The sequence below is a fragment of the Streptomyces sp. RKAG293 genome (assembly GCF_023701745.1).
GTDB lineage: Bacteria > Actinomycetota > Actinomycetes > Streptomycetales > Streptomycetaceae > Actinacidiphila.
The window spans coordinates 4,748,840-4,771,206 of record NZ_JAJOZB010000001.1; the positions used below are offsets into that span (position 1 = coordinate 4,748,840).

The following is a 22,367-nucleotide window of genomic DNA, read 5'->3' on the forward strand; positions in this document are numbered from 1 at the left end:
ACCTTGCTCTCCGTGACCATACTCGGTATACATACTCAGTATGTCGATCCGTCATGGCCTCCTGGCCCTCCTCGATCGCGGTCCCCGCTACGGGTTCCAGCTGCGTACCGAGTTCGAGTCCCGTACCGGTTCCACCTGGCCGCTGAACGTCGGCCAGGTCTACACGACCCTTGGACGGCTGGAGCGTGACGGTCTGGTCGTGCCGGCCGGGGAGGACGACGGCGGCCACGCGCTGTACGCCATCACCGATGAGGGACGCAGCGAACTGCGCACCTGGTTCTCCACACCTGTGGACCGGGCGAATCCACCCCGCAACGAGCTGGCGATCAAGCTCGCGATGGCCGTGGGCTCGTCCGACATCGACATCCGTGCCGTCATCCAGGCGCAACGGCACCACACCCTCCAGGCCCTGCAGGACTACACCCGGCTGAAGGCCCAGGCGCTCGTCGCGCTGGAGCAGGACCAGAACCGTGACGACGTCGCGTGGCTGCTCGTCATCGAGCAGCTGATCTTCCAGGCGGAGGCCGAGGCGCGCTGGCTGGACCACGCGGAGACCCGGCTCGTACGGCTGGCCGACGCGATCGCCACCGACAAAGGCGGCGTGAACGACGCGAACCCGAACCCGAACCCGAACCAGGCCCCGCACCAGGCCCCGCACCAGGCCCCGCACCAGAGCTCGAAGCAGGAAGCCGCGCACGACAAGGGACTGCGTGCCGCTCTGGCGCGTTCGAGGCCCGGCCGGCGCTGACCCGTACGCCGCACAACGTTCCGACCTGACCACAGACCTGATCACAGGGGGATCAACCCATGTCTGCCCAAGAGCATCAGCCCGTCCTGCAGTTGCAGGAGCTGACCCGAGTTCATGGCAGCGGCACCACGGAAGTGCACGCGCTGCGCGGCATCGACCTGTCCGTCTTCCCCGGTGAACTCGTCGCCGTCATGGGGCCGTCCGGCTCCGGCAAGTCCACGCTGCTGACCATCGCGGGCGGACTCGACCTCCCCACCTCGGGCCGGGTGCTCGTCGAGGGCACCGATCTCACCACCGCGAACCGCAAGCAGATGGCCGCGCTGCGCCGCCGCAGCATCGGGTACGTCTTCCAGGACTACAACCTCATACCGGCGCTGACCGCCGTCGAGAACGTCGCCCTGCCCCGTGAGCTCGACGGCACCTCCGCCCGCAAGGCCCGCCGAGAGGCGCTGGCTTCGCTGCAGGAGATGGACCTCGACCACCTCGCCGACCGCTTCCCGGACGAGATGTCCGGTGGTCAGCAGCAGCGGGTCGCCATCGCCCGCGCGCTGGTCGGCGACCGCCGGCTGGTGCTGGCCGACGAGCCGACGGGTGCGCTGGACTCCGAGACCGGCGAGTCGGTGCTCGCGCTGCTGCGGGCCCGGTGTGACGCGGGTGCGGCCGGCGTCCTGGTCACCCATGAGCCGCGGTTCGCGGCCTGGGCGGACCGGGTGGTCTTCCTGCGGGACGGTTCCGTCGTCGACACGACGCTGCGCTCGAACGCCGAGTCGCTGCTCACCGGCGGTGTGGCTCAGTGAACGGCTGGCTCAATTCCTGGCGTGCCGCGGTGCGCATCGCGCGGCGTGACGCCTGGCGCTTCAAGGGACGCAGCATCCTCGTCCTGGCCATGATCGCGTTGCCGATCCTGGGCGTGAGCGCCGCCGACATCACCATCCGCAGCTCGCAGTTGACCGCCGAGCAGTCGCTGACCCGCGCCCTCGGTGCCGCCGACGCCGAGCTCTCCGACGCCGGGTACGACGGCCTGCCGGTCTACCAGTCCCCGGACGGCAAGAACAAGTCGCTGGTCAACGAGAACGCCTCCGGCCAGACGATCCCGGGCGGCAGCGGTCCCGGAGTCGATGTCCCGGCCGCCATCCCCGCCGGGGCGAAGACGCTGAAGGACTCCGTCGGCACGGGCAAGGTCCACACGAAGTACGGCCTGCTGGACGTCGACATCCGTGAACTGAAGGCCTCCGACCCGATGGCCGCCGGGATCATGGAGCTGGACCGCGGTCACTTCCCGGACGCACCGGACGAGGTCATCGCGACCAACGCGTTCCTCAAGACGAGCGGTCTGCACGTCGGCTCATCGGTCTCCGCCCGTGACCTGGCCACCAAGTACAAGATCGTCGGCGCCTACGACCTGCCCGGTGAGCTGAAGACGACGCAGATCAACGCGCTGCCGGGCGCCTTCCTCGCGCCGCTCGCCAAGGCCCTCAAGGCGGCAGGACGCGATGGGCCGGGCATCTCGTCCAAGTACCTCGTGGCCGTGGACGGTGGTTTCACGTGGAACATGGTGAAGGGGATCAACGCCAAGAGCGTCGTCGCGCACTCCCGTGCGGTGTCGCTCGACCCGCCGGCCGATTCCGAGGTGCCGCTGTTCGTCAAGTACCCGGACTGGAACCAGAGCTACGGCGGCAGCACCGCTGAGAAGGCCGCGCTGCTCGCCGTGGGCGCGACCATCGTCGGCCTGGCGATGCTGGAGATCTGCCTGCTCGCCGGACCGGCCTTCGCGGTCGGCGCCCGCCGCTCGCGCCGCCAGCTCGGGCTGGTCGGGGCCAACGGCGGCGACCGCCGCCACATCCGCGCGATCGTGCTGTCCGGCGGTCTGGTGATCGGTGTGGTCGCCGCCTTCGTCGGCACGGTGCTCGGTCTCGCGCTGACCTTCGCGCTCCGTGAGCCGCTGGAGCAGTACACCGGTGCGCGCTTCGGCGGTATCTCGGTGCACCCGCTCGAACTCCTCGGCATCGGGCTGCTCGCGATCCTCACCGGACTGCTGGCCGCCATCGTCCCTGCCGTCGTCGCCTCCCGGCAGAGCGTGCTGGCCGCGCTGACCGGTCGCCGCGGCGTCCGGCACGCCAACCGGGTGCTGCCGGTGCTCGGCCTCGCCGCCGTCTGTCTCGGCGTCGGTATCGCGGTCTTCGGCTCGATGAAGACCGACAACGTGCTCGCGGTCGGCGGCGGCTCCGCCATCGCCGAACTCGGCATCGTCGCGCTGACCCCGACCCTGGTCGGGCTCTTCGGACGGCTCGGCGGCTGGCTGCCGCTCTCCCCGCGGCTCGCCCTGCGTGACGCGGTGCGCAACCGGGGTCGCACGGCCCCGGCCGTCGCCGCCGTCCTCGCGGCCGTCGCGGGCACGGTCGCGGTGGCGACGTACACCGCCAGCAGCGATCTGGAGTCGCGCAACGGGTACGAGGCGCAGGCGCCCTACGGTGTCGTGGCGGTCAGTATCGAACGGGAGCAGGGCCGTGACCTGGACGCGGTCCGGGCGGCCATCGAGAAGCGCTTCCCGGTCTCGTCCCGCGCGGATGTCTCACGGGTGGTCGTCGGCAAGAAGACCTGCTCGATGTACCGGAGCAACCCCGGCTGCGGCCGGGCGGAGATGGTGCTGCCCCCGGCCAACGCCTGCCCCACGGACGGGCCGGACGCCGACCGGAAGTTCAGCGTGGCCGAGCGGCGCAAGCTGGCGAAGGACTGGCGCTGCGACCGCAGGTACCACAGCAGCGCCATCAGCACGGATTCCGATGTGCTGATCGGTGACGCCGGGCTGCTCCACGCGCTCGGCATCAAGGACCCCGGGGCCGAGCAGGCGCTCGCGGCCGGCCACACGGTGCTGTTCGACAAGCACTACGTGGAGAAGAACCGGCTCACCTTCCGGATCGTCGAGGACTCCTCGAAGCCGGTCCCCGAGGGTCAGGACGCCGTCGGACCGCTGAAGTCGTTCCCCACGTACGTCGCCCAGGACGGCACGGAGTCCTACGGCGTCCGCGCCATCATGACGCCGGCCACGGCGAAGGCCGCCGGGCTGCAGACCGTTCCCTTCGGTTCGTACTTCGTGAACGAGAACGTGCCCAGCAGCAAGGAACAGCAGGCGCTGGACGACGATCTCGCCAAACTGGGCGCCGATCCGAGCCTGTATGTCGAGGAGGGCTACGTCAGCGACAACAACATCATCCTGCTGGCGCTGACCGTCTTCGCCGGTCTGGTCACCATCGGTGCCGCGGGCATCGCCACCGGTCTGGCCCAGGCGGACGCCGAGCCCGACCTGAAGACCCTGGCGGCGATCGGCGCCGATCCACGGGTGCGGCGGACGCTGTCCGGCTTCCAGTGCGGGGTGGTGGCCGTGATGGGTGTCGTCCTCGGCTCGGCCGCGGGCGTCCTGCCCGCGATCGGGCTGCGCAAGGCCGAGGAACGGCAGCAGCTGAAGTTCTACCAGGAGGCGCTGGACCGGGGCTGGGGCGGCATGGGCGGTGCTCCGCACATCCCGATCGTCATTCCCTGGTCGACCCTGGCGGCGCTGATCGTCGCCGTCCCGCTGGGCGCGGCGCTGCTGGCGGCCCTGGTCACCCGGTCCCGCACCTCGCTGTCCCGCCGCGAGGCGTCGTAGCGGAGGACAGCGGCGCCGCGGACCGGGTCACCGTCCCGCGGAATACCGCCTGACCAGCCGAATGTGTGCCCTCTGACGTGGTGGATCAGCCGCATCAGGGGGCACACCTTCAGGAGAACGCAGTGTGCGAGAGAATGGCGGCATGGAGATGCCGATGAACGAACGGTCGCAGGAGAGCCCGCAGGTCCTGATCGTGGGACCGGACGGAATGGCGCTCGGCGGCACCCCTGGCGGCGGCGAGGAATCGCGCGAGGTCCCGGTGACAGACATGGTGGAACAGCCGGCGAAGGTCATGCGTATCGGCAGCATGATCAAGCAGCTTCTGGAAGAAGTGCGGCAGGCGCCGCTCGACGAGGCGAGCCGCGTTCGTCTCAAGGAGATCCACGCCAGTTCCGTCAAGGAACTGGAGGACGGTCTCGCGCCCGAGCTGGTGGAGGAGCTGGAACGGCTCTCGCTGCCCTTCAACGACGACTCGATCCCCACCGAGGCCGAGCTGCGCATCGCCCAGGCGCAGCTGGTCGGCTGGCTGGAGGGTCTCTTCCACGGCATCCAGACGGCGCTGTTCGCCCAGCAGATGGCCGCCAGGGCCCAGCTGGAGCAGATGCGCCGTGCCCTCCCGCCGGGTGTGGGCGGGCACGAGGAGGACGAGGGCGGCCACCCGGGCGCCCGCTCCGGCCCGTACCTCTAGGAATCCGGGAACCACCCGTACCTCCAGGATCCGGGAAGCACCGACACATCACCGCGGAGGGCCCGGCACACATCATGTGTGCCGGGCCCTCCGCGGTTACCGCCGTTGTCGCCGGATCAGCTGGCGCCCTTGCCGGTGGAGACCCAGATGGTGATCTTGCTGGCGTCGTTCTTCCACGTGACGTTGTAGTCGGCCAGCGCCTTCGGCGTCTGGTCGACGACCGCGCCCTTGCCCCACTGCTGCTCGTTCGTGTACTTCACCGTGTACTTCCAGCCGGCGGCCTTCAGGCACGCCTCGACGGAGTCCCGGTACTTGGTGTTGAACTGCGGGAACAGGACCATGTTCGGGTCCGTGTTGGTGAAGCCCTGGGTGGCCCCGGTGCACGCCGACGACTCCAGCGTCCGGGTCTTGTCGCCCTCGACGACCCCGCCGTTGTTCGCCGCGGTCGACGGCGAGGTCCCGCCGCTGGAAGCACCCGGCACGTACTGGCCGGCGGACGTGGACGGGGAGGCGGTGTCGGTGCCCTTGCCGGCGGTGTCGTCCGAGCCGCCCTGCATCTTGACGATCAGGCCGACGATCAGGCAGATGGCGGCCACCGCCACCGTGGCGCCGATCAGCACGGTCCGGCTCGACCTGCCGCCGCCGTTGCCGCCGCCACCGGGTCCGCCGGAGACCGTGCCGGGCTGCATCGGGTACCCGGCCGTCGGAGCCGGCGTCCGATACTGCGGCGCCTGCTGCTGGACCTGCTGCGGGTAGCCGTACGCGGCCGGGGTCGCGGGCGCCGGGGTGCTCGGGCCGTAGGCGCTGTGCTGCGGCGTGGGCGTCTGGTACGGGCTGTGGACGTTCGGCGGCGGGGTGTGCAGCGCGCCCTGGGCGGGCGGGAAGACCGTCGCGGAGACGCCCTCGCCGCGGCTGCGGGCGTGCGGGCCCTCGCCGATGATCAGCGGGGTGGTGCCGGCCTGCGTCGAGGCGCCGACCCGCTCCAGCTCGTCGTGCATGGCGTCCGCGGTCGGGAAGCGCTCCGCCGGGTTCTTCTTCAGGGCCCGCGCGATCAGCGCGTCGACCCCGGGGGTGATCGCCCGGTTGTACTGGGACGGCGCGGGCGGGATCTCCTGCACGTGCTGGTACGCCATGCCCAGCGGCGAGTCCGACTCGAAGGGGATCCGGCCGGTCGTCAGCTCGAAGAGCATGCAGCCGACGGAGTACAGGTCGGACCGCTCGTCGACGCCGCGGCCCAGCGCCTGCTCGGGCGACAGGTACTGCGGGGTGCCGACGACCATGCCGGTCTGGGTCATCGACGTGACGCCGGACTGCATGGCCCGGGCGATGCCGAAGTCCATGACCTTGACCACACCACGCTTGGTCACCATCACGTTGCCGGGCTTGATGTCGCGGTGCACCAGGCCCATCTCGTGGCTGACCGCGAGGGCCGCCAGCACATCGCCGGTGATCTTCAGTGCCTTCTCGGCCGGCATCGCGCCGTACTGCGCGACGTCCTCGGCCAGCACCACGTTGAGCGGCTTGCCCTCGACGTACTCCATGACGATGTACGGGACCATCGCGCCGTCGAGGGTGTCCTCGCCGGAGTCGAAGACCGAGACGATGTTGGTGTGGTTCAGTTTGGCCACAGCTTGCGCCTCGCGGCGGAACCGCTCACGGAAGGACTGTTCGTTCCCCAGGCTCGTGTGCAGTGTCTTGACGGCGACCGGGCGGTCCAGCACCGTGTCGTGTCCCAGGTGCACCGATGCCATGCCGCCCTCGCCGAGGAGATCGCGCAGTACATAGCGACCGCCTCCGACCGAGCGACCCGCGTAATCGGTCTGCGCGCCGTCCCCGCTGCTCATCTGTACCGCTTCCCCCTAGAGAGGGCCCATCGGCCCGCCGGCTTGCCCGCCAAGTCTGGCTTATCGCGCGGGCACGTCAAGTTCGTTGACCATCTCGTCACCTGATGCGCATCGGGCCCATACATGAGCGGCCCGGCACCGTCCCCGGAGACGGTAGCGTGGCCGACCAGAAAACCTGTAAGGCGAGGCACCAAGCGACGGCGAGGACTGATGGTCGACCCCCATGAGACGACCGCAGGAACCGGAGCGTCCGATTCGCCCGAATTGTGGGGCGCGCAAGGGATGGTCGGTGACGGCCGTTACCGGCTGACCTACCGGCTGGGACGCGGCGGAATGGCCGAGGTCTTCGCGGCCGAGGACGTACGGCTGGGCCGGATCGTGGCGATCAAGCTGCTGCGCTCCGATCTGGCGGAGGACCCGGTCTCCAAGGCGCGCTTCACCCGCGAGGCACAGTCGGTCGCCGGGCTGAACCACCATGCCGTGGTCGCCGTGTACGACTCGGGCGAGGACCGCACCCCCACCGGCACGGTCCCCTACATCGTCATGGAGCTGGTCGACGGGCACACCATCCGCGACCTGCTGACCGGCGCCGAGGCGCCGCCCATCGACCAGGCGCTGATCATCATCTCCGGTGTCCTGGAGGCGCTCGCCTACAGCCACCAGCACGGCATCGTGCACCGTGACATCAAGCCGGCCAACGTCATCATCACCAACACCGGCGCCGTCAAGGTCATGGACTTCGGCATCGCCCGCGCGCTGCACGGCGCGGCCAGCACCATGACCCAGACCGGCATGGTCATGGGCACCCCGCAGTACCTCTCCCCCGAGCAGGCGCTCGGCAAGGCGGTCGACTACCGCTCCGACCTGTACGCGACCGGCTGCATGCTCTACGAGCTGCTGGCGCTGCGGCCGCCCTTCACCGGCGAGACGCCGCTGTCGGTGGTCTACCAGCACGTGCAGGACGAACCGCAGGTGCCGTCCACCGTCAGCGACCGGGTGCCGCCGGAGCTCGACGGCCTGGTGCTGCGCGCGCTCGCCAAGCACCCGGACGACCGGTTCCAGAGCGCCGAGGAGATGCGCGGCGTCGTGCAGTACGCGCTGCACATGCTGCAGGAGCAGGGCGGCTGGAACAACGTCTGGGACACCGGCGTCGTACCGCACTCGGCACCGGTCACCCCGTCGGCGGGCACCGGCATGAGCCCCGGCCCGACGATCGGGCGGCAGGGCAACAGCACCACCGCGGAGTTCAGCCGGCCGCTGCTGCTGGGCGCGTCCGGTGGCGGAGCGGACGAGACGCACGGCTACCACGAACCGCAGCACGGCGGCCATGGCGGCGGCGGGGGCAACAAGTGGCTCAAGCCGGTGCTCTTCGTGCTGGCCGCGGTGCTGGCGATCTCGATGGGCGTGTACTTCGCCGTCGGGCACGCCGGGAACAAGAAGGATCCGGGCCAGGACGTGGCGCCGTCGAGCGTGCAGAGCTCGCAGGACCAGAGCTCCGCGCCGAGCCAGGACACCTCCACGGATCCGAACCAGGGCGACGGGGGCATCACGCAGCCGCCGACGACGACGCCGTCCCACCGGCAGACGCGCACCACCTCCCCGACGCCCACGGAGACGAAGACGGAGACGGAGACGGAGTCCCCGTCCTCGACGCCCACCGAGACCACCTCGGAGCCGTCCGACACGCCGACCGACGACCCCACGACGACGAAGCCCGCGACGACGCCCCCCGGCGGCGGTGGCAACAACGGCAAGCCCGGCACCGGCTGACCGGACCGCGTTCACCGGCCCCGGCCCCGCGGCCGGTCAGCCGGTGAACGCGTCGCTGACTGCCTCGTACTCGCGGGTCCACCACACCGCGAGCGCGGAGGACGCCGGGAAGAGCGGGTCGGAGCGCCGGTCGCGCTCCTGGTAGCGCCAGCGCAGCATCCAGAAGTCGTTCAGGCGCTCCCACCAGACCCGGTGCACCGCCGCGGCCAGCTCCTGGGCGGTCACCCCGGCCGCGAGCCGGTAGGCGCGCGCGTAGGGCCGCACCTTCGCCAGGTCGAGCTTGCCGTCACCCGGCCGGACGAAGAAGATCGCGGCGGCCCGTACCGCCTCCTCCGCGCGCGGCTGCACGCCGAGGCGGTCCCAGTCGACGATGGCGACGGGTTCGTCACCGCGGTAGAGCAGGTTCAGCGGGTGGAAGTCGCCGTGCACCCAGCCCGTGGCGGGCCCGTCCGGGGCGGGCGGGCGGCGATGGGCGTGCCGTTCCAGCAGGGTGCGGCGCTCCAGCAGCCGGTGCTCGGCCAGCTCGTCGAAGGTCTCGCGCGGCTCGTGCGCGTGGGCCAGGTCCAGCAGCTCGTCGATGAGCGCGTACGTCCGCCCGGGGTCGGCGCTGGGGTGCGGGACCCGGTCCGCCTCCGGCGGGGGCTGTACGCGGGCCAGACCGGCGTGCACATGGCCGAGGAGCGCGCCGAGGCGCCGGGACTGGGCGGCGGTCAGCTCGGTGCCCTCCCGGTGCCGGCCCTCGACCCACGGGTAGAGCGCGTAGCAGCGCCCGCCGACGACGGCGACGGTCCGGCCCTCGGTGTCGGCGACCGGGGCGGCGACGGGCAGCCCGAGGCCGTCCAGGAGCAGGGTCGCGCGGTGCTGGCGGGCGATGACGGCGGCGTCCGCGGTGTCCGGCGCGACGTAGTGCTTGAGGAAGAACCGGCCGCGGGTGGTGGCCAGCCGGTAGCCGCGGTTCAGCAGTCCCTGGGGGACCGGATGGCAGGCCAGTGGGGTGCCCACGCCCTCGTAACGGCGCAGCAGTGTGCCGAGCGTGCGCTCAGCGAGCAGCTCCGTCGCCGTGCCCGTCACCCGGGAAATCGTAGATCACGCGGCGTGCAGCTCCGGCCACCCTGCGACACCCTTCACGAACTGGACGTCCACGAACTGCGGGTCGATCCGCAGATACACCGGATCGAAGGCCTCCTCGTCCACGAACGAGGGAAGCGGTCCGAAGATCTCGTCCGCGCTCTCCGGTGCCGGGACGACGCGGGCGGTGCCGGTGAGGTGCACGGCCCAGATGGAGTCCGTGGCCGTGTTCAGGTTGTCGGCCTGGTAGCCGACGACGGAGCCGTCGCAGGCGCCGTGTATGTCCCAGCCGCGGGTGGACGCGGATCAGCACATGGTCGTCCACCACGACGTGCCGGGCGACGGCGATGTAGGGCATGGCATGGCGCGAGAGGGCCAGGCGTCCGTAGCGGACGGCGGCCACGAGCTCGATCGCGCGTCGTTCCTGTGGGGACATCTCTCCACTGTGGCGTTCGGCGGGCGGGACGGGACAGGGGCGGCGGCCCCCGATCGGCAGGGTCCTTGGTCCCTGGCTCCGCGGGGGCGGCTGTGCGGGTCCTGGAGCGCCGGCCGGGCGCCCCGGGCGCCTCAGCGCCGCTGGTTCTCCTCGGCGTGCATCCTGGCGACGTAGGCGGCCGCCTGGGTCCTGCGCTCCATGCCGAGCTTGGAGAGCAGCGAGGAGACGTAGTTCTTGACCGTCTTCTCGGCGAGGTGCAGCTTCTCGCCGATCTGCCGGTTGGTGTGGCCCTCGCCGATCAGGTCGAGGATCTTCTTCTCCTGCTCGGTCAGGTCGGCGAGCCGGTCGTCGCCCTTGTCCGCGCCGTGCCGCAGCCGCTCCAGCACCCGGGCGGTCGCGACGGGGTCCAGCAGCGACTTCCCGGCGGCGACGTCACGGACGGCGCTGAGCAGGTCCGTCCCCCGGATGGCCTTGAGCACGTAACCCGCCGCGCCGGCCATGATCGCGTCGAAGAGCGCCTCGTCGTCGGCGAACGAGGTGAGCATCAGGCACTTGATGCCCGGATCGTTGGACCGGATCTCCCGGCAGACCTCGATACCGCTGCCGTCGGGCAGCCGGACGTCCAGGACCGCGACGTCAGGGCGGGTGGCGGGGATCCGGGTCAGGGCCTCGGCGGCCGTTCCGGCCTCACCGACGATCTGGATATCGGTCTCTACGGAGAGCAGCTCATGGACGCCCCGACGGACCACTTCGTGGTCATCGAGGAGGAATACATGGATTTTTCCGTCTTCGCGCACGAATCGAGCATCCCACACGATTCGATCTCAGAACCTCTTACGCCATTTCGATCCGCGAGATACCGTTCCTCTGTCCCGGTGGCCTGCGACAACGCCTATTTACTAGGTAATCCAAGCAAAACCGCAGGTAGGACGCCTTCGCGCGATTGCGGATGTAGTAGGTAACGTCTTTCTTGCAGGCCACTTGCCGGGGCACTGTCACGCCTGGCTCGGCCATGCCGCACATACCCCGTGCGCCGCGTCGAACCAGGTGAGCCGCAACTGGCCTCCCGGCGGATCCCGGGGGCCGGACAGACGGAGGAGCGAACGTGAGCGTGAAGAGCACTGCCGCGCGGAGGACCACCCGCGGCGGCGCGAAGCGCCGTGGGGGCGAGCCCGAGCTCGTACAGCTGTTGACCCCCGAGGGCAAGCGCGTCGAGCACAGCGAGTACTCCATCGACCTGACCCCGGACGAGCTGCGTGGCCTGTACCGCGACATGGTGCTGACCCGCCGCTTCGATGCCGAGGCGATCACATTGCAGCGGCAGGGCGAGCTGGGCCTCTGGGCCTCGCTCCTCGGCCAGGAGGCGGCACAGATCGGATCGGGACGGGCCACCCGTCCGGACGACTACGTCTTCCCGACCTACCGCGAACACGGTGTGGCCTGGACCCGCGATGTGGACCCGCTGAACCTGCTGGGCATGTTCCGCGGGGTCAATCACGGTGGATGGGACCCCAACGAGAACAATTTCCACCTGTACACGATCGTCATCGGCTCGCAGACGCTGCACGCGACCGGTTACGCGATGGGTGTCGCCAAGGACGGCGCGGACTCCGCCGTCATCGCCTATTTCGGCGACGGTGCCTCCAGCCAGGGCGATGTCGCGGAGGCCTTCACCTTCGCGGCCGTCTACAACGCCCCCGTGGTGTTCTTCTGCCAGAACAACCAGTGGGCGATCTCCGAGCCGACCGAGAAGCAGAGCCGGGTGCCGATCTACCAGCGCTCGGCCGGTTTCGGCTTCCCGGGCGTCCGGGTCGACGGCAATGACGTGCTGGCCGTGCTGGCCGTCACCAAGGCGGCCCTGGAGCGGGCCCGCACCGGCCAGGGGCCGATGCTCGTGGAGGCGTTCACCTACCGGATGGGCGCGCACACCACGACCGACGACCCCACCCGCTACCGCGCCGACGAGGAGCGCGAGCAGTGGGAGCTGAAGGACCCGATCCTGCGGCTGAAGACGTACCTGGAGGCCGAGGGCTTCGCCGACGAGGAGTACTACGCCTCGATCGACAAGGAGAGCGACGCGCTCGCCAAGCGGGTGCGGGACGGCGTGCGCACCATGCCGAACCCCGACACCATGGCGATCTTCGAGAACGTCTACGCGGACGGGCACGCGCTCGTCGACGAGGAGCGCGCGCAGTTCGCCGAGTACCTCGCGTCGTTCGCCGACGAGACTGAGGGGCACTGACCATGACCATGACCACGTTGACCATGGCCAAGGCCCTCAACGAGGCGCTGCGCCAGTCGCTGGACACCGATCCCAAGGTCCTGCTCATGGGCGAGGACATCGGGAAGCTCGGCGGCGTCTTCCGCATCACCGACGGCCTGCAGAAGGACTTCGGCGAGGAGCGGGTCATCGACACCCCGCTGGCCGAGTCCGGCATCGTCGGTACCGCGATCGGCCTGGCGCTGCGCGGCTACCGGCCGGTCGTCGAGATCCAGTTCGACGGCTTCGTCTTCCCCGCGTACGACCAGATCGTCACGCAGCTCGCCAAGATGCACGCGCGGGCGCTGGGCAAGGTCAAGATGCCCGTCACCATCCGCATCCCGTACGCGGGCGGCATCGGCGCGGTCGAGCACCACAGCGAGTCCCCGGAGACGCTCTTCGCGCACATCCCGGGCCTGAAGGTGGTCTCGCCGTCCAACCCGCAGGACGCCTACTGGATGCTGCGGCAGGCCATCGACTGCGACGACCCGGTGATCTTCTTCGAGCCGAAGCGCCGTTACTGGGACAAGGGCGAGGTCGACACCGAGGCCATTCCGGGCCCGCTGCACAAGGCCCGGGTGACCCGCGCCGGCACCGATCTCACCCTGGCGGCGTACGGTCCCATGGTGAAGGTCTGCATGGAGGCCGCCGCGGCCGCCGCCAAGGAGGGTCGTAGCCTGGAAGTGGTGGACCTGCGGTCCTTGTCGCCGATGGACTTCGACACGATCCAGGCGTCGGTCGAGAAGACCCGCCGGCTGGTGATCGTGCACGAGGCTCCCGTCTTCCTGGGGACCGGCGCGGAGATCGCCGCCCGGATCACCGAGCGGTGCTTCTACCACCTCGAGGCTCCCGTGCTGAGGGTCGGCGGCTTCCACGCCCCGTACCCGCCGGCCCGGCTCGAGGAGGAGTACCTGCCCGGCCTGGACCGCGTACTCGACGCCGTCGACCGCGCGCTGGCGTACTGAGAGGCGAGGAGAGCGTGACTGTGACCGACATTGCGCAGCGCTTCCGCGAGTTCAAGATGCCCGATGTGGGCGAGGGACTCACCGAGGCCGAGATCCTCAAGTGGTACGTCAAGCCGGGTGACACCGTCACCGACGGGCAGGTCGTGTGCGAGGTCGAGACGGCGAAGGCGGCCGTCGAGCTGCCGATCCCGTTCGACGGCGTCGTGCACGAGATCCGTTTCCCCGAGGGGGAGACGGTCGACGTGGGCACCGCCATCATCTCGGTGGACACCACCCCGGGCGCCCCGGACGAGGCTCCGGCCGCCGCCGTGGCCCCGGCCGCGGCCGTGCCGGCCGAAGCGGCGCCCGCGGCGCCCGCCGAGCCGGCGAAGCGGCAGGCGGTGCTGGTGGGCTACGGCGTCTCCGAGGCGTCGACCGTCCGCCGGGCCCGCAGGACGCCGGGCGCGGTCCCGGCCCAGCCGGCGGACCGGCCCAAGGGCCGGCCGGCGGCGGAGCTGAACGGCCACGGCGTGAACGGGGCCACCGGCCTCGCCGCGCCGGCCGGGGACCGGCCGCTGGCCAAGCCCCCGGTGCGCAAGCTCGCGAAGGACCTCGGCATCGATCTGAGCTCGGTCGTCCCGAGCGGCCGGGACGGGACCATCACCCGCGAGGACGTGCACGCGGCGCTCGCGCCCGCGCCGTCCGAGCCCGCCGCCGTGGCGGCGGCGCCCGCCGCTGCCGCCGCGGGTCCCGCGGTCGTCGTGGAGCCGGGTGCCCGGGAGATCCGTACGCCGATCAAGGGCGTCCGCAAGGCCACCGCGCAGGCGATGGTCGCGAGCGCCTTCACCGCGCCGCACGTCACGGAGTTCGTGACGTTCGACATCACGCGGACGATGAAGCTGGTCCAGGAGCTCAAGCTGGACCCGGCGTTCGAGGGCCGCAAGGTCAGCCCGCTGCTGCTGGTGGCGAAGGCGCTGCTGGTGGCGATCCGGCGGAACCCCGAGGTGAACGCGACCTGGGACGAGGCCGGCCAGGAGATCGTCCGCAAGGACTATGTGAACCTGGGCATCGCCGCGGCGACCCCGCGCGGGCTGATCGTGCCGAACATCAAGGACGCCGGCGCGAAGACGCTGCCCGAACTGGCCACCGCGCTCGGTGAGCTGGTGGCGACCGCACGGGAAGGCAAGACCTCTCCCGCGCAGATGCAGGGCGGCACGGTGACCATCACCAACGTCGGCGTCTTCGGCGTCGACACCGGTACGCCGATCCTGAACCCGGGGGAGTCCGCGATCCTCGCCTTCGGCGCGGTCAAGGACATGCCCTGGGTGCACAAGGGCAAGGTGAAGGTCCGCAAGGTCACCACGCTGGCCCTGTCGTTCGACCACCGGGTGGTCGACGGCGAGCTGGGCTCGAAGGTGCTCGCGGATGTCGCGGCGCTCCTGGAGCAGCCGAAGCGCCTGCTGACCTGGGCGTAGTTCAGCGGCGCGGCCGAGTGTCACGCGAAAGAGGCCCGGACGTACAAACGTCCGGGCCTCTTTGCCGTGTCCATCCGTCATGAAAAGCCGGATCTGTGGCGATATTAGGGGGAAACCCAGCTTCAGCCCGGAGGGACACCGTGGCCGTATCCGTATCCGCGATCCTGCTGCTCCTGATCATGACGGTCGTCTTCCTGCGCAGCGGATCGCTGAAGGTCTCGCACGCACTGGTCTGCGTCTTCCTCGGCTTCTACCTCGCGGGCTCCAGCGTCGCCCCGAGCATCCAGAACGGGCTCACGGCGACGGCCAACGTGGTGAGCAGCCTGCACCCCTGACGGGGCCGCACGGGCCGGCCGGTCCGTATCGCGGACGCGGGTTTCTCGCGGATACGTGATGTATCTATGATGCGTCCATCATGATTCCCGCCTCCGTGGTGGCTCCGGCCGCCAAGCCGCCGCCCGCCGCCGAGCGGGTCTATGTCCACGTCAAACAGGGCGTCCTCGACCGCAGTTACGAGGGCGGCACGCTGCTCACCGAAGGTGATCTCGCCGAGGCCGTCGGGGTGTCCCGTACGCCGGTGCGCGAGGCGCTGCTCCGCCTGGAGGCGGAGGGACTGATCAAGCTCTACCCGAAGAAGGGCGCGCTCGTCCTGCCGGTCTCCATGCAGGAGATCGCCGACGTCGTCGAGACGCGGCTGCTCGTCGAGCAGCACGCGGTCGCCAAGCTGGTGCCCGCCGCGCCGCCCGCGCTGCTGGCCCGGCTGGAGGAGCTGCTCGCCGAGCAGCAGGGGCACGCCGACGCCGGTGACCTCGCGGCGTTCGCGGTCGCCGACCGCTGCTTCCACGCCGAGATCGTCCGGGCGGCGGGCAACCGCATCCTCGCCCACCTCTACGACCAGCTGCGCGACCGGCAGTTGCGGATGGGCGTGGCCACGATGCACGCAGAACCCAGCCGCGTCGCGAAGAACCTGGTGGAGCACGGCGAGATCCTCGCGGCGCTCAGGGACGGTGACGGCGTCCGCGCCGCCGCCCTGGTGCACCGCCATGTCTCGTGGGTGAAGGTCATGGCCCGGGGGGACGCATGAGCATGAACGGCGAACCGCCCGGCGGGCGGCGTGCCGCCACCGTGTGGGGCATCGGCACGCTCGTCTACATGGTCGCCGTGGTGCACCGCACCAGCCTCGGCGTGGCCGGGATCGACGCCGCGGAGCGCTTCCACATCGGGGCGTCCGCGCTCTCCACCTTCTCGATCCTCCAGGTGCTGGTCTACGCGGGGCTGCAGATACCCGTCGGCCTGATGGTCGACCGGCTCGGCACCAAGAAGGTGCTGACCATCGGCATCGTGCTGTTCACCGCCGGCCAGCTCGCGTTCGCGCTGTCGCACTCGTACGGGATGGCCCTGACCGCCCGGGCGGTGCTCGGCTGCGGTGACGCGATGACGTTCGTCAGCGTGCTGCGGCTCGGCTCGCGCTGGTTCCCGGCCCGCCGGGGCCCGATGATCGCGCAGGCCGCCGCGCTCTTCGGCGTCGCGGGCAACCTGATCAGTACGGTCGCGCTTTCCCGGATCCTGCATTCGGCGGGCTGGACCGCCACGTTCACCGGTACGGCGATCGTCGGCGCGTTCGTCCTCGTCCTGGTGCTGCTGTTCCTCAAGGACCACCCCGACGGCTACGAGCCGGCCCCCGCCGAGCACGCCGGCTTCGGCTATGTGCGCCACCAGATCGTCTCCGCCTGGCGCGAGCCCGGCACCCGGCTCGGGATGTGGGTGCACTTCACGACGCAGTTCTCCGGGATGGTCTTCCTGCTGCTGTGGGGGCTGCCGTACCTGGTGGAGGACCAGGGCATGTCGCGCGGGGCGGCCGGGTCGATGCTCACCCTCGTGGTGCTCGCCAACATGGTCTTCGGCACGCTCTTCGGCCAGCTGATCGCCCGTCACCACGGCGCGCGGATGCCGATCACGCTGACCGCGATCGGGGCGAGCACCGTCGCCTGGGCGGCCGTGCTCTCCTGGCCCGGCGGCCACGTCCCGCTGTGGATGCTGATCTGCCTGTGCGTCGCGCTGGGCGCCTGCGGCCCCGCGTCGATGATCGGCTTCGACTTCGCGCGCCCGGCCAACCCGCCGGAGCGCTTCGGCACCGCCTCCGGCATCGTCAACGTGGGCGGCTTCACCGCCTCGATGATCACGCTGCTGGCGATCGGCGTGCTGCTGGACGCGACGGGCGACAACTACCGGATCGCCTGGTGCAGCGTCTTCGTGCTCCAGGCGATCGGCACCTTCCAGATCCTGCGGCTGCGCGGCCGCGCGACCCGGCTGGAGAAGGACCGGATCGCGGTCAGCCGCGTCGAGAGCGTGCACGTGCCGGTGTAGCGGGTGGGAACGGGACGCCTACGGGGTGAGGGCGATGTGCGCCAGGATCGCGTTCGCGAGCCCCTGGTCGCCCTCCACCTTCACCCGGTCCGCGACGGCCGCCGGGCGCACCCGCCCGCAGACCAGCCGCAGGAACGTCTCCCAGTCGGTGCTGAAGGTCACGGCAGGGCCCAGGGAGACCGCGGAGTCGATCGTGCCGCGCCCCTCCTGGTCGATCCGGACCGTCCGCATGAACTCCAGCGGGCCGTGGATGTCGAAGACCACCGCGGAACCCGGCTGCGCGCCGGCGTCCTTGGCGATCGTCTTCGGCAGCCCGCGGAGCAGGAAGTCCCGCGCGTACACGGCCGCGGGCGACGCCAGGTTCCCCGGCGTGCCCAGCGCCCGGCGCAGATCCTGCTCATGGACCCAGACGTCGAAGGTCCGCATCCACAGCAGGTGTTCGAGGGTCATCTCCTGGCCCATCGGACCGCGCATGCTCTGCTCGGGCCCGCGCGACTCGTTCCGCAGCTGGCGGGAGCGCCGGATGATCGTGTATTCGAGCTCGGAGGTCATCTCCGGGGCCGTGTGGTGGCGCCGGGTGTCCACCGGCACCTCGATGTAGCGCGCGAACTCGCTGGTGATGTGCCGCAGATCACTCGGCAGGGTGTGGATCGGGCGCGGATCCCCGAGCATCTCGCACTCGTAGCCGATGACGTGGGACACGACATCGCGCACCGACCAGTACGGGCACTCGGTCGGCCGGTTCCATTCACCCTCGACGAGGGGGGCGACCAATTCGTTTATGGATTCTATGGAGTGGGTCCAGGCGTCGATGTACGGCTGGATCTTACTGTGGACGGTCACGGGACCCCTCGACGGATCGATGCGCGGTCGTGGTGGTGTGCGCCTAAGTTACGCTCCGCGCGGGTACCCACGCAGTGCTTTCGAGTGACGATGGTAGGCCCGACTTGACGACCAAACGTATGGGCGGTGGGTGTATGCGCGCTTCTTTGCTGCAGATCGACGTCGACTTGAAGGAAACGGTCGCCGACCGGCGCGACCGGGTGGCCGCGCTGGTGCGCGCCCAGGGCGGGACGGATCTGGTCGTACTGCCGGAACTGTGGCCGGTCGGGGCCTTCGCGTCGGACACCTTCGCGGCGGAGGCGGAGCCGCTCGACGGGCCGACCACCGACGCGATGTCAGCGGCGGCGCGGGACGCGGGAGTCTGGCTGCACGCCGGCTCCATCGTCGAGCGCGACCCTGACGGACCGCTCTACAACACCTCGCTCGTCTTCGGCCCGGACGGGGAGCTGCGGCACACCTACCGCAAGATCCACCGGTTCGGCTTCGACCAGGGCGAGGCCGCGCTGATGGCGCCCGGCGAGGAGATCGTCACGGTCGAGCTCCCGGACACCGTCCTGGGCCTGGCGACCTGTTACGACCTGCGCTTCCCCGAACAGTTCCGGCTGCTCGTCGACGCCGGGGCCCAGATGCTCGTCATCCCGGCCGGCTGGCCGGCGAAGCGGCGCGAGCACTGGCGGCTGCTCGCGCGGGCCCGCGCGGTCGAGTCCCAGACCTACGTCCTGGCCTGCGGGACGGCGGGCACCCACGCGGGTGTCGAGCTCGCCGGCCACAGCATGGTCGTCGACCCGTGGGGCGACATCGTCGCCGAGGCCGGCACCGGCGAGGAGCTCCTCACCGTCGACCTCGACCCCGCCCTCGTCACGAAGACCCGGCACGACTTCCCGGTACTGCGGGACCGCCGCCTCGGCTGAGCGGAGGCGCCCGGCCGCCGCGCGGCGGCCGGGCGGTGCTTGACTCGCGGACGGCGCGACAACACGATCACGCACAGTAGTGATCGTGTCGCCCAGCGTCAGGAAGCCCTCCGTGTCCCAGACCCTGTCCCGAGCCGCCGCCCTCCTCACCGCCCTCGCGGCCGCCGCACTGATCGGCGTACCCGCCGCCGGGGCGTCGGCGTCGGCTCCCCCGCCGCCCGTCCGCTACGCCGCCCTCGGCGACTCCGCCGCCTCGGCGCCCGGCGTACCGGACGAGGCGGACGCGGGCTGTATGCGCTCCACGCACAACTACCCGCACCTGGTGGCCGCGCGCCTCGCGTCGGCCACCCTCACGGACGTCACCTGCGCGGGAGCGGACACCGGCACCCTCACCTCCGGGGGCCAGTTCGACGCACTGACCCAGGACACCGGTCTGGTGACGCTCACCATCGGCGGCAACGACGTCGGGTTCACCGGGATCATCGTCAAGTGCAGCGCCCTGGGTCTGCTCGACCCGTCGGGCAAGCCCTGCGCCAACAGCTACGGCAGCGGGCTCGACGACCGGATCGGGGCGGCCGAGCCGAAGGTCGCCGCCGCGCTCCGGACGATCCATCAGCGCTCCCCGCGCGCCCGGGTGCTGCTCGTCGGCTACCTCAACCTCATCCCGGACGACGCGAAAACGTGCCGCCCGCGCGTGCTCTTCACCGGCGGCGACATGGCCTTCCTGAACGACTTCGAGAACAGCCTGAACACGATGCTGGCCCGCGTCGCCCACGCCGAGGGCGCCGACTTCGTCGACAACCACCCGGCCAGCGCGGACCGCGACGTCTGCCGCGACGACGCCACCCGCTGGACCGAGGGCCTCATCCCGACCAACCCGTCGATCCCGTTCCACCCCAACGCCCGGGGCGAGCAGGCGATGGCCGACGCGGTGCTGGCGGCGGCCGCGCGGTAGCCCGGCGGAATCCGGTGGGGGGAGGGCGCCTGCCCTCCCCCTCCCCGGCTCAGTCGTCGCCGTGCTCCTTGTCGACCATCCGGTCCACGCACACCGCGATGGCGATGAGCATCCCCGCGTCCGCGTCCTCGCGCTCCACATCGATCGCGTACGTGTCCCGCATCCGGAACCACTTACGGGAGATCCGCGCGAGCCGCTCCCCCTCGTACTCGATGTCGAACTCCTTGTCGACGATGTCCCCGCGGACCTCCAGCTCCTCCCCCGAGGCCAGTTCCGCCCGGAACACGTCCCGCAGCAGCGTCAGCCGCTTCTTCCTGATGGTCACCAGCACGTCCCCGCCGCGCTCCACCGTCATGGTGTCCCGCAGGCTCACCAGCTTCTTCCGGATCACCGCGACCTCGTCCCCCCGGGCGTCCCGCAGCTCCAGCGTCTCCCGGATCCGCAGGACCTTCCCGTCGACGTAGAACGCCCGATCACCGCGTTCGTCCTCGATCCAGTAGTCGTCACCGATCGCGAACAGCTTCTCCCGCACCAGGTATTTCATGGAGGAATGTCTACCCCGGGCGTGCTGTTGGATGGGGGTATGACTGCACGTGCGCGCGTCCGGGCCCCAGAACTCATCGGCAAGGGCGGCTGGCTCAATACCGGTGATCAGCAGCTGACCCTCGCTGACCTGCGAGGACGCATTGTCATTCTGGATTTCTGGACGTTCTGCTGTGTGAACTGCCTGCATGTGCTCGATGAGCTGCGGGAGCTGGAGGAGAAGCACCGGGACACCGTCGTGATCATCGGGGTGCACTCGCCGAAGTTCGTGCACGAGGCGGAGCACCAGGCGGTCGTGGACGCGGTGGAGCGGTACGAGGTGCATCATCCGGTGCTCGACGATCCGGAGCTCGGGACGTGGAAGCAGTACGCGGTGCGGGCGTGGCCGACGCTGGTGGTCGTCGATCCCGAGGGGTACGTCGTCGCGCAGCACGCCGGTGAGGGGCATGCGCACGCGCTGGAGGCGCTGGTCACGGAGCTGGAGGCGGAGCACGGCGCCAAGGGGACGCTGCGGCGGGGCGACGGGCCCTACGTGGCGCCGGAGCCGGTGGCGACGCATCTGCGGTTCCCGGGGAAGGCGCTGGCGCTCGCCGACGGCGGTTTCCTCGTCTCGGACACGACCCGGCACCAGCTCGTGGAACTGTGTGCGGACGGCGAGACCGTCGTGCGGCGGTTCGGCGACGGGGAGCGCGGGCTGGTGGACGGCGGTCCTGACGTGGCGCGGTTCAGTGAGCCGCAGGGGCTGGCGCTGCTGCCGGACGGTTCCGTCGTCGTCGCGGACACGGTGAACCACGCGCTGCGCCGGCTGGACCTCGCGACCGGCGGGGTGACGACGCTCGCCGGGACCGGCGGCCAGTGGTGGCAGGGGTTCCCGACGGCGGGGCCGGCCCACGAGGTGGCGCTGTCGTCACCGTGGGACGTCGCCTGGTTCGCCGGACGGGTGTGGATCGCGATGGCGGGGGTGCACCAGCTGTGGGCGTACGACCCGGCGACGGAGACCGTCGAGGTCGCGGCCGGCACGACCAACGAGGGGCTGGTCGACGGGCCCGCCGACGAGGCGTGGTTCGCGCAGCCTTCGGGACTGGCGGCCGCGGGGGACCGTTTGTGGGTCGCGGACTCGGAGACGTCGGCCGTGCGCTGGGTCGAGAGCGACGGTGCCGGCTTCGTGGTGCGGACCGCCGTCGGCACCGGGCTGTTCGACTTCGGCCACCGGGACGGCGCCGCGGAACAGGCGCTGCTGCAGCACCCGTTGGGCGTCACCGCGCTGCCCGACGGATCGGTCGCGATCAGCGACACGTACAACAACGCGCTGCGCCGCTTCGACCCGGACACCGGCGAGGTGACGACGCTCGCGACCGATCTGCGGGAGCCGTCGGACGCGGTGCTGGTGGGCGGGGACGTCGTCGTGGTCGAGTCGGCCCGGCACCGGCTCACCCGGCTGCGGCTGCCCGAGGAGGCGGTGCGGGTGGAGTCGGCCGCGCACCGCACGCAGCGGCCGGCGACGGAGGTGGCCGCGGGGCCGTTCCGTCTCGACGTGGTCTTCACCGCGCCCGCCGGGCAGAAGAGCGACGAGCGCTACGGCCCGTCGACGCGGCTGGTGGTCGGCTCGACCCCGCCGGAACTCCTGCTGGAGGGCGAGGGGAAGGGCACCGGCCTGGGGCGGGACCTGGTGCTGAATCCCGGGGTCGCCGAGGGGGTGCTGCATGTGTCGGCGATGGCCGCCTCGTGCGACGACGACCCCGACAACGAGTACCCGGCCTGCCATATGCACCAGCAGGACTGGGGTGTCCCGGTCCGGCTGGCCGCCGCCGGCGCGAGCCGGCTGGCGCTGGTGCTGGCAGGGATGGATGACCCGGGCGAGTGACGTGG

At 70.8% G+C, this 22,367-nt stretch carries 20 protein-coding genes; 14 read left to right on the forward strand and 6 right to left on the reverse strand.

Translation table 11 applies throughout. The features are described from left to right. The first annotated feature begins 40 nt into the window (after window positions 1-40). The 4 genes from LNW72_RS21065 (at window position 41) to LNW72_RS21080 (ending at window position 5,082) form a co-directional block, all read left to right on the forward strand. Window positions 41-748 carry a PadR family transcriptional regulator gene (locus LNW72_RS21065; RefSeq protein WP_250976826.1) on the forward strand — a complete coding sequence of 236 codons (708 nt, stop codon included), beginning with the start codon at window positions 41-43 and terminating at the stop codon, window positions 746-748. 59 nt (window positions 749-807) lie between these two features. Then, the gene (locus LNW72_RS21070; protein ID WP_138351233.1) at window positions 808-1,545 is read left to right on the forward strand and encodes an ABC transporter ATP-binding protein; all 738 of its coding nucleotides are present in this window, start codon (window positions 808-810) and stop codon (window positions 1,543-1,545) included. Further along, complete coding sequence (locus LNW72_RS21075) at window positions 1,542-4,394, forward strand: ABC transporter permease (RefSeq protein WP_250976827.1); 2,853 nt, start codon at window positions 1,542-1,544, stop codon at window positions 4,392-4,394. Before LNW72_RS21070 ends, LNW72_RS21075 begins: the two co-directional genes overlap by 4 nt. A gap of 142 nt (window positions 4,395-4,536) precedes the next feature. Further along, window positions 4,537-5,082 (forward strand): bacterial proteasome activator family protein, encoded by a 546-nt coding sequence (locus LNW72_RS21080; protein ID WP_138351235.1) that lies wholly within the window; start codon window positions 4,537-4,539, stop codon window positions 5,080-5,082. Between the two features lie 116 nt (window positions 5,083-5,198). Here LNW72_RS21080 and LNW72_RS21085 read toward each other — a convergent pair whose 3' ends face one another. Next, window positions 5,199-6,926, reverse strand: coding sequence for a protein kinase (locus tag LNW72_RS21085; protein ID WP_250976828.1), 1,728 nt, complete (start codon window positions 6,924-6,926; stop codon window positions 5,199-5,201). A gap of 210 nt (window positions 6,927-7,136) precedes the next feature. On the opposite strand from LNW72_RS21085, the gene LNW72_RS21090 reads away from it, so the two are divergent. Continuing rightward, the gene (locus tag LNW72_RS21090; RefSeq protein WP_250976829.1) at window positions 7,137-8,696 is read left to right on the forward strand and encodes a protein kinase; all 1,560 of its coding nucleotides are present in this window, start codon (window positions 7,137-7,139) and stop codon (window positions 8,694-8,696) included. A 36-nt stretch (window positions 8,697-8,732) separates the two neighbouring features. Here the strand turns inward: LNW72_RS21090 and LNW72_RS21095 are convergent, their stop codons facing one another. From LNW72_RS21095 to LNW72_RS21105, 3 genes are all read right to left on the reverse strand, one after another. Further along, window positions 8,733-9,767: a phosphotransferase gene (locus LNW72_RS21095; RefSeq protein ID WP_250976830.1), complete on the reverse strand. Its 1,035-nt coding sequence runs from the start codon at window positions 9,765-9,767 to the stop codon at window positions 8,733-8,735. A 15-nt stretch (window positions 9,768-9,782) separates the two neighbouring features. Next, window positions 9,783-9,968, reverse strand: coding sequence for a hypothetical protein (locus tag LNW72_RS21100; protein ID WP_250976831.1), 186 nt, complete (start codon window positions 9,966-9,968; stop codon window positions 9,783-9,785). 363 nt (window positions 9,969-10,331) lie between these two features. Further along, the gene (locus tag LNW72_RS21105) at window positions 10,332-10,997 is read right to left on the reverse strand and encodes a response regulator transcription factor (RefSeq protein ID WP_250976832.1); all 666 of its coding nucleotides are present in this window, start codon (window positions 10,995-10,997) and stop codon (window positions 10,332-10,334) included. A 308-nt stretch (window positions 10,998-11,305) separates the two neighbouring features. Between LNW72_RS21105 and pdhA the strand changes: the two genes are divergently transcribed. From pdhA to LNW72_RS21135, 6 genes are all read left to right on the forward strand, one after another. Continuing rightward, the gene (gene pdhA / locus LNW72_RS21110) at window positions 11,306-12,442 is read left to right on the forward strand and encodes a pyruvate dehydrogenase (acetyl-transferring) E1 component subunit alpha (protein ID WP_250976833.1); all 1,137 of its coding nucleotides are present in this window, start codon (window positions 11,306-11,308) and stop codon (window positions 12,440-12,442) included. Between the two features lie 8 nt (window positions 12,443-12,450). Then, a complete protein-coding gene (locus tag LNW72_RS21115) occupies window positions 12,451-13,425 on the forward strand; it encodes an alpha-ketoacid dehydrogenase subunit beta (RefSeq protein WP_250980244.1) in 975 nt (324 codons plus the stop codon). A 56-nt stretch (window positions 13,426-13,481) separates the two neighbouring features. Then, window positions 13,482-14,879 carry a dihydrolipoamide acetyltransferase family protein gene (locus LNW72_RS21120; protein WP_250980245.1) on the forward strand — a complete coding sequence of 466 codons (1,398 nt, stop codon included), beginning with the start codon at window positions 13,482-13,484 and terminating at the stop codon, window positions 14,877-14,879. Window positions 14,880-15,019: 140 nt separating this feature from the next. Beyond that, window positions 15,020-15,214 carry a hypothetical protein gene (locus LNW72_RS21125; RefSeq protein WP_138351241.1) on the forward strand — a complete coding sequence of 65 codons (195 nt, stop codon included), beginning with the start codon at window positions 15,020-15,022 and terminating at the stop codon, window positions 15,212-15,214. An 80-nt stretch (window positions 15,215-15,294) separates the two neighbouring features. Beyond that, window positions 15,295-15,963, forward strand: coding sequence for a GntR family transcriptional regulator (locus LNW72_RS21130; RefSeq protein WP_250976834.1), 669 nt, complete (start codon window positions 15,295-15,297; stop codon window positions 15,961-15,963). Window positions 15,964-15,965: 2 nt separating this feature from the next. Then, on the forward strand, window positions 15,966-17,246 hold the full coding sequence (locus tag LNW72_RS21135) for a nitrate/nitrite transporter (protein ID WP_374117301.1): 1,281 nt from the start codon (window positions 15,966-15,968) through the stop codon (window positions 17,244-17,246). Between the two features lie 18 nt (window positions 17,247-17,264). Here the strand turns inward: LNW72_RS21135 and LNW72_RS21140 are convergent, their stop codons facing one another. Then, a complete protein-coding gene (locus tag LNW72_RS21140) occupies window positions 17,265-18,089 on the reverse strand; it encodes a maleylpyruvate isomerase family mycothiol-dependent enzyme (protein ID WP_250976836.1) in 825 nt (274 codons plus the stop codon). 134 nt (window positions 18,090-18,223) lie between these two features. On the opposite strand from LNW72_RS21140, the gene LNW72_RS21145 reads away from it, so the two are divergent. Then, window positions 18,224-19,000 (forward strand): carbon-nitrogen family hydrolase, encoded by a 777-nt coding sequence (locus tag LNW72_RS21145; RefSeq protein WP_250976837.1) that lies wholly within the window; start codon window positions 18,224-18,226, stop codon window positions 18,998-19,000. 112 nt (window positions 19,001-19,112) lie between these two features. Beyond that, complete coding sequence (locus LNW72_RS21150; RefSeq protein WP_250976838.1) at window positions 19,113-19,955, forward strand: SGNH/GDSL hydrolase family protein; 843 nt, start codon at window positions 19,113-19,115, stop codon at window positions 19,953-19,955. Window positions 19,956-20,004: 49 nt separating this feature from the next. Here the strand turns inward: LNW72_RS21150 and LNW72_RS21155 are convergent, their stop codons facing one another. After that, window positions 20,005-20,499, reverse strand: a complete 495-nt coding sequence (locus tag LNW72_RS21155; RefSeq protein WP_138351247.1) for an LURP-one-related/scramblase family protein — start codon at window positions 20,497-20,499, stop codon at window positions 20,005-20,007. A gap of 39 nt (window positions 20,500-20,538) precedes the next feature. Here LNW72_RS21155 and LNW72_RS21160 point away from each other — a divergent pair, with 39 nt between their 5' ends. Further along, window positions 20,539-22,362, forward strand: a complete 1,824-nt coding sequence (locus LNW72_RS21160) for an NHL domain-containing thioredoxin family protein (protein WP_250976839.1) — start codon at window positions 20,539-20,541, stop codon at window positions 22,360-22,362. The last annotated feature ends 5 nt before the right edge of the window (window positions 22,363-22,367 follow it).

Excerpts from the sequence above, each read along its gene's own strand:
- LNW72_RS21065 (WP_250976826.1), top strand. The coding sequence starts at position 41 with ATGTCGATCCGTCATGGCCTCCTGGCCCTCCTCGATCGCGGTCCCCGC.
- LNW72_RS21070 (WP_138351233.1), top strand. The coding sequence starts at position 808 with ATGTCTGCCCAAGAGCATCAGCCCGTCCTGCAGTTGCAGGAGCTGACC.
- LNW72_RS21080 (WP_138351235.1), top strand. The coding sequence starts at position 4,537 with ATGGAGATGCCGATGAACGAACGGTCGCAGGAGAGCCCGCAGGTCCTG.
- LNW72_RS21085 (WP_250976828.1), bottom strand. The coding sequence starts at position 6,926 with ATGAGCAGCGGGGACGGCGCGCAGACCGATTACGCGGGTCGCTCGGTC.
- LNW72_RS21090 (WP_250976829.1), top strand. The coding sequence starts at position 7,137 with ATGGTCGACCCCCATGAGACGACCGCAGGAACCGGAGCGTCCGATTCG.
- LNW72_RS21115 (WP_250980244.1), top strand. The coding sequence starts at position 12,451 with ATGACCACGTTGACCATGGCCAAGGCCCTCAACGAGGCGCTGCGCCAG.
- LNW72_RS21120 (WP_250980245.1), top strand. The coding sequence starts at position 13,482 with ATGCCCGATGTGGGCGAGGGACTCACCGAGGCCGAGATCCTCAAGTGG.
- LNW72_RS21130 (WP_250976834.1), top strand. The coding sequence starts at position 15,295 with ATGATTCCCGCCTCCGTGGTGGCTCCGGCCGCCAAGCCGCCGCCCGCC.
- LNW72_RS21135 (WP_374117301.1), top strand. The coding sequence starts at position 15,966 with ATGAACGGCGAACCGCCCGGCGGGCGGCGTGCCGCCACCGTGTGGGGC.
- LNW72_RS21145 (WP_250976837.1), top strand. The coding sequence starts at position 18,224 with ATGCGCGCTTCTTTGCTGCAGATCGACGTCGACTTGAAGGAAACGGTC.
- LNW72_RS21155 (WP_138351247.1), bottom strand. The coding sequence starts at position 20,499 with ATGAAATACCTGGTGCGGGAGAAGCTGTTCGCGATCGGTGACGACTAC.
- LNW72_RS21160 (WP_250976839.1), top strand. The coding sequence starts at position 20,539 with ATGACTGCACGTGCGCGCGTCCGGGCCCCAGAACTCATCGGCAAGGGC.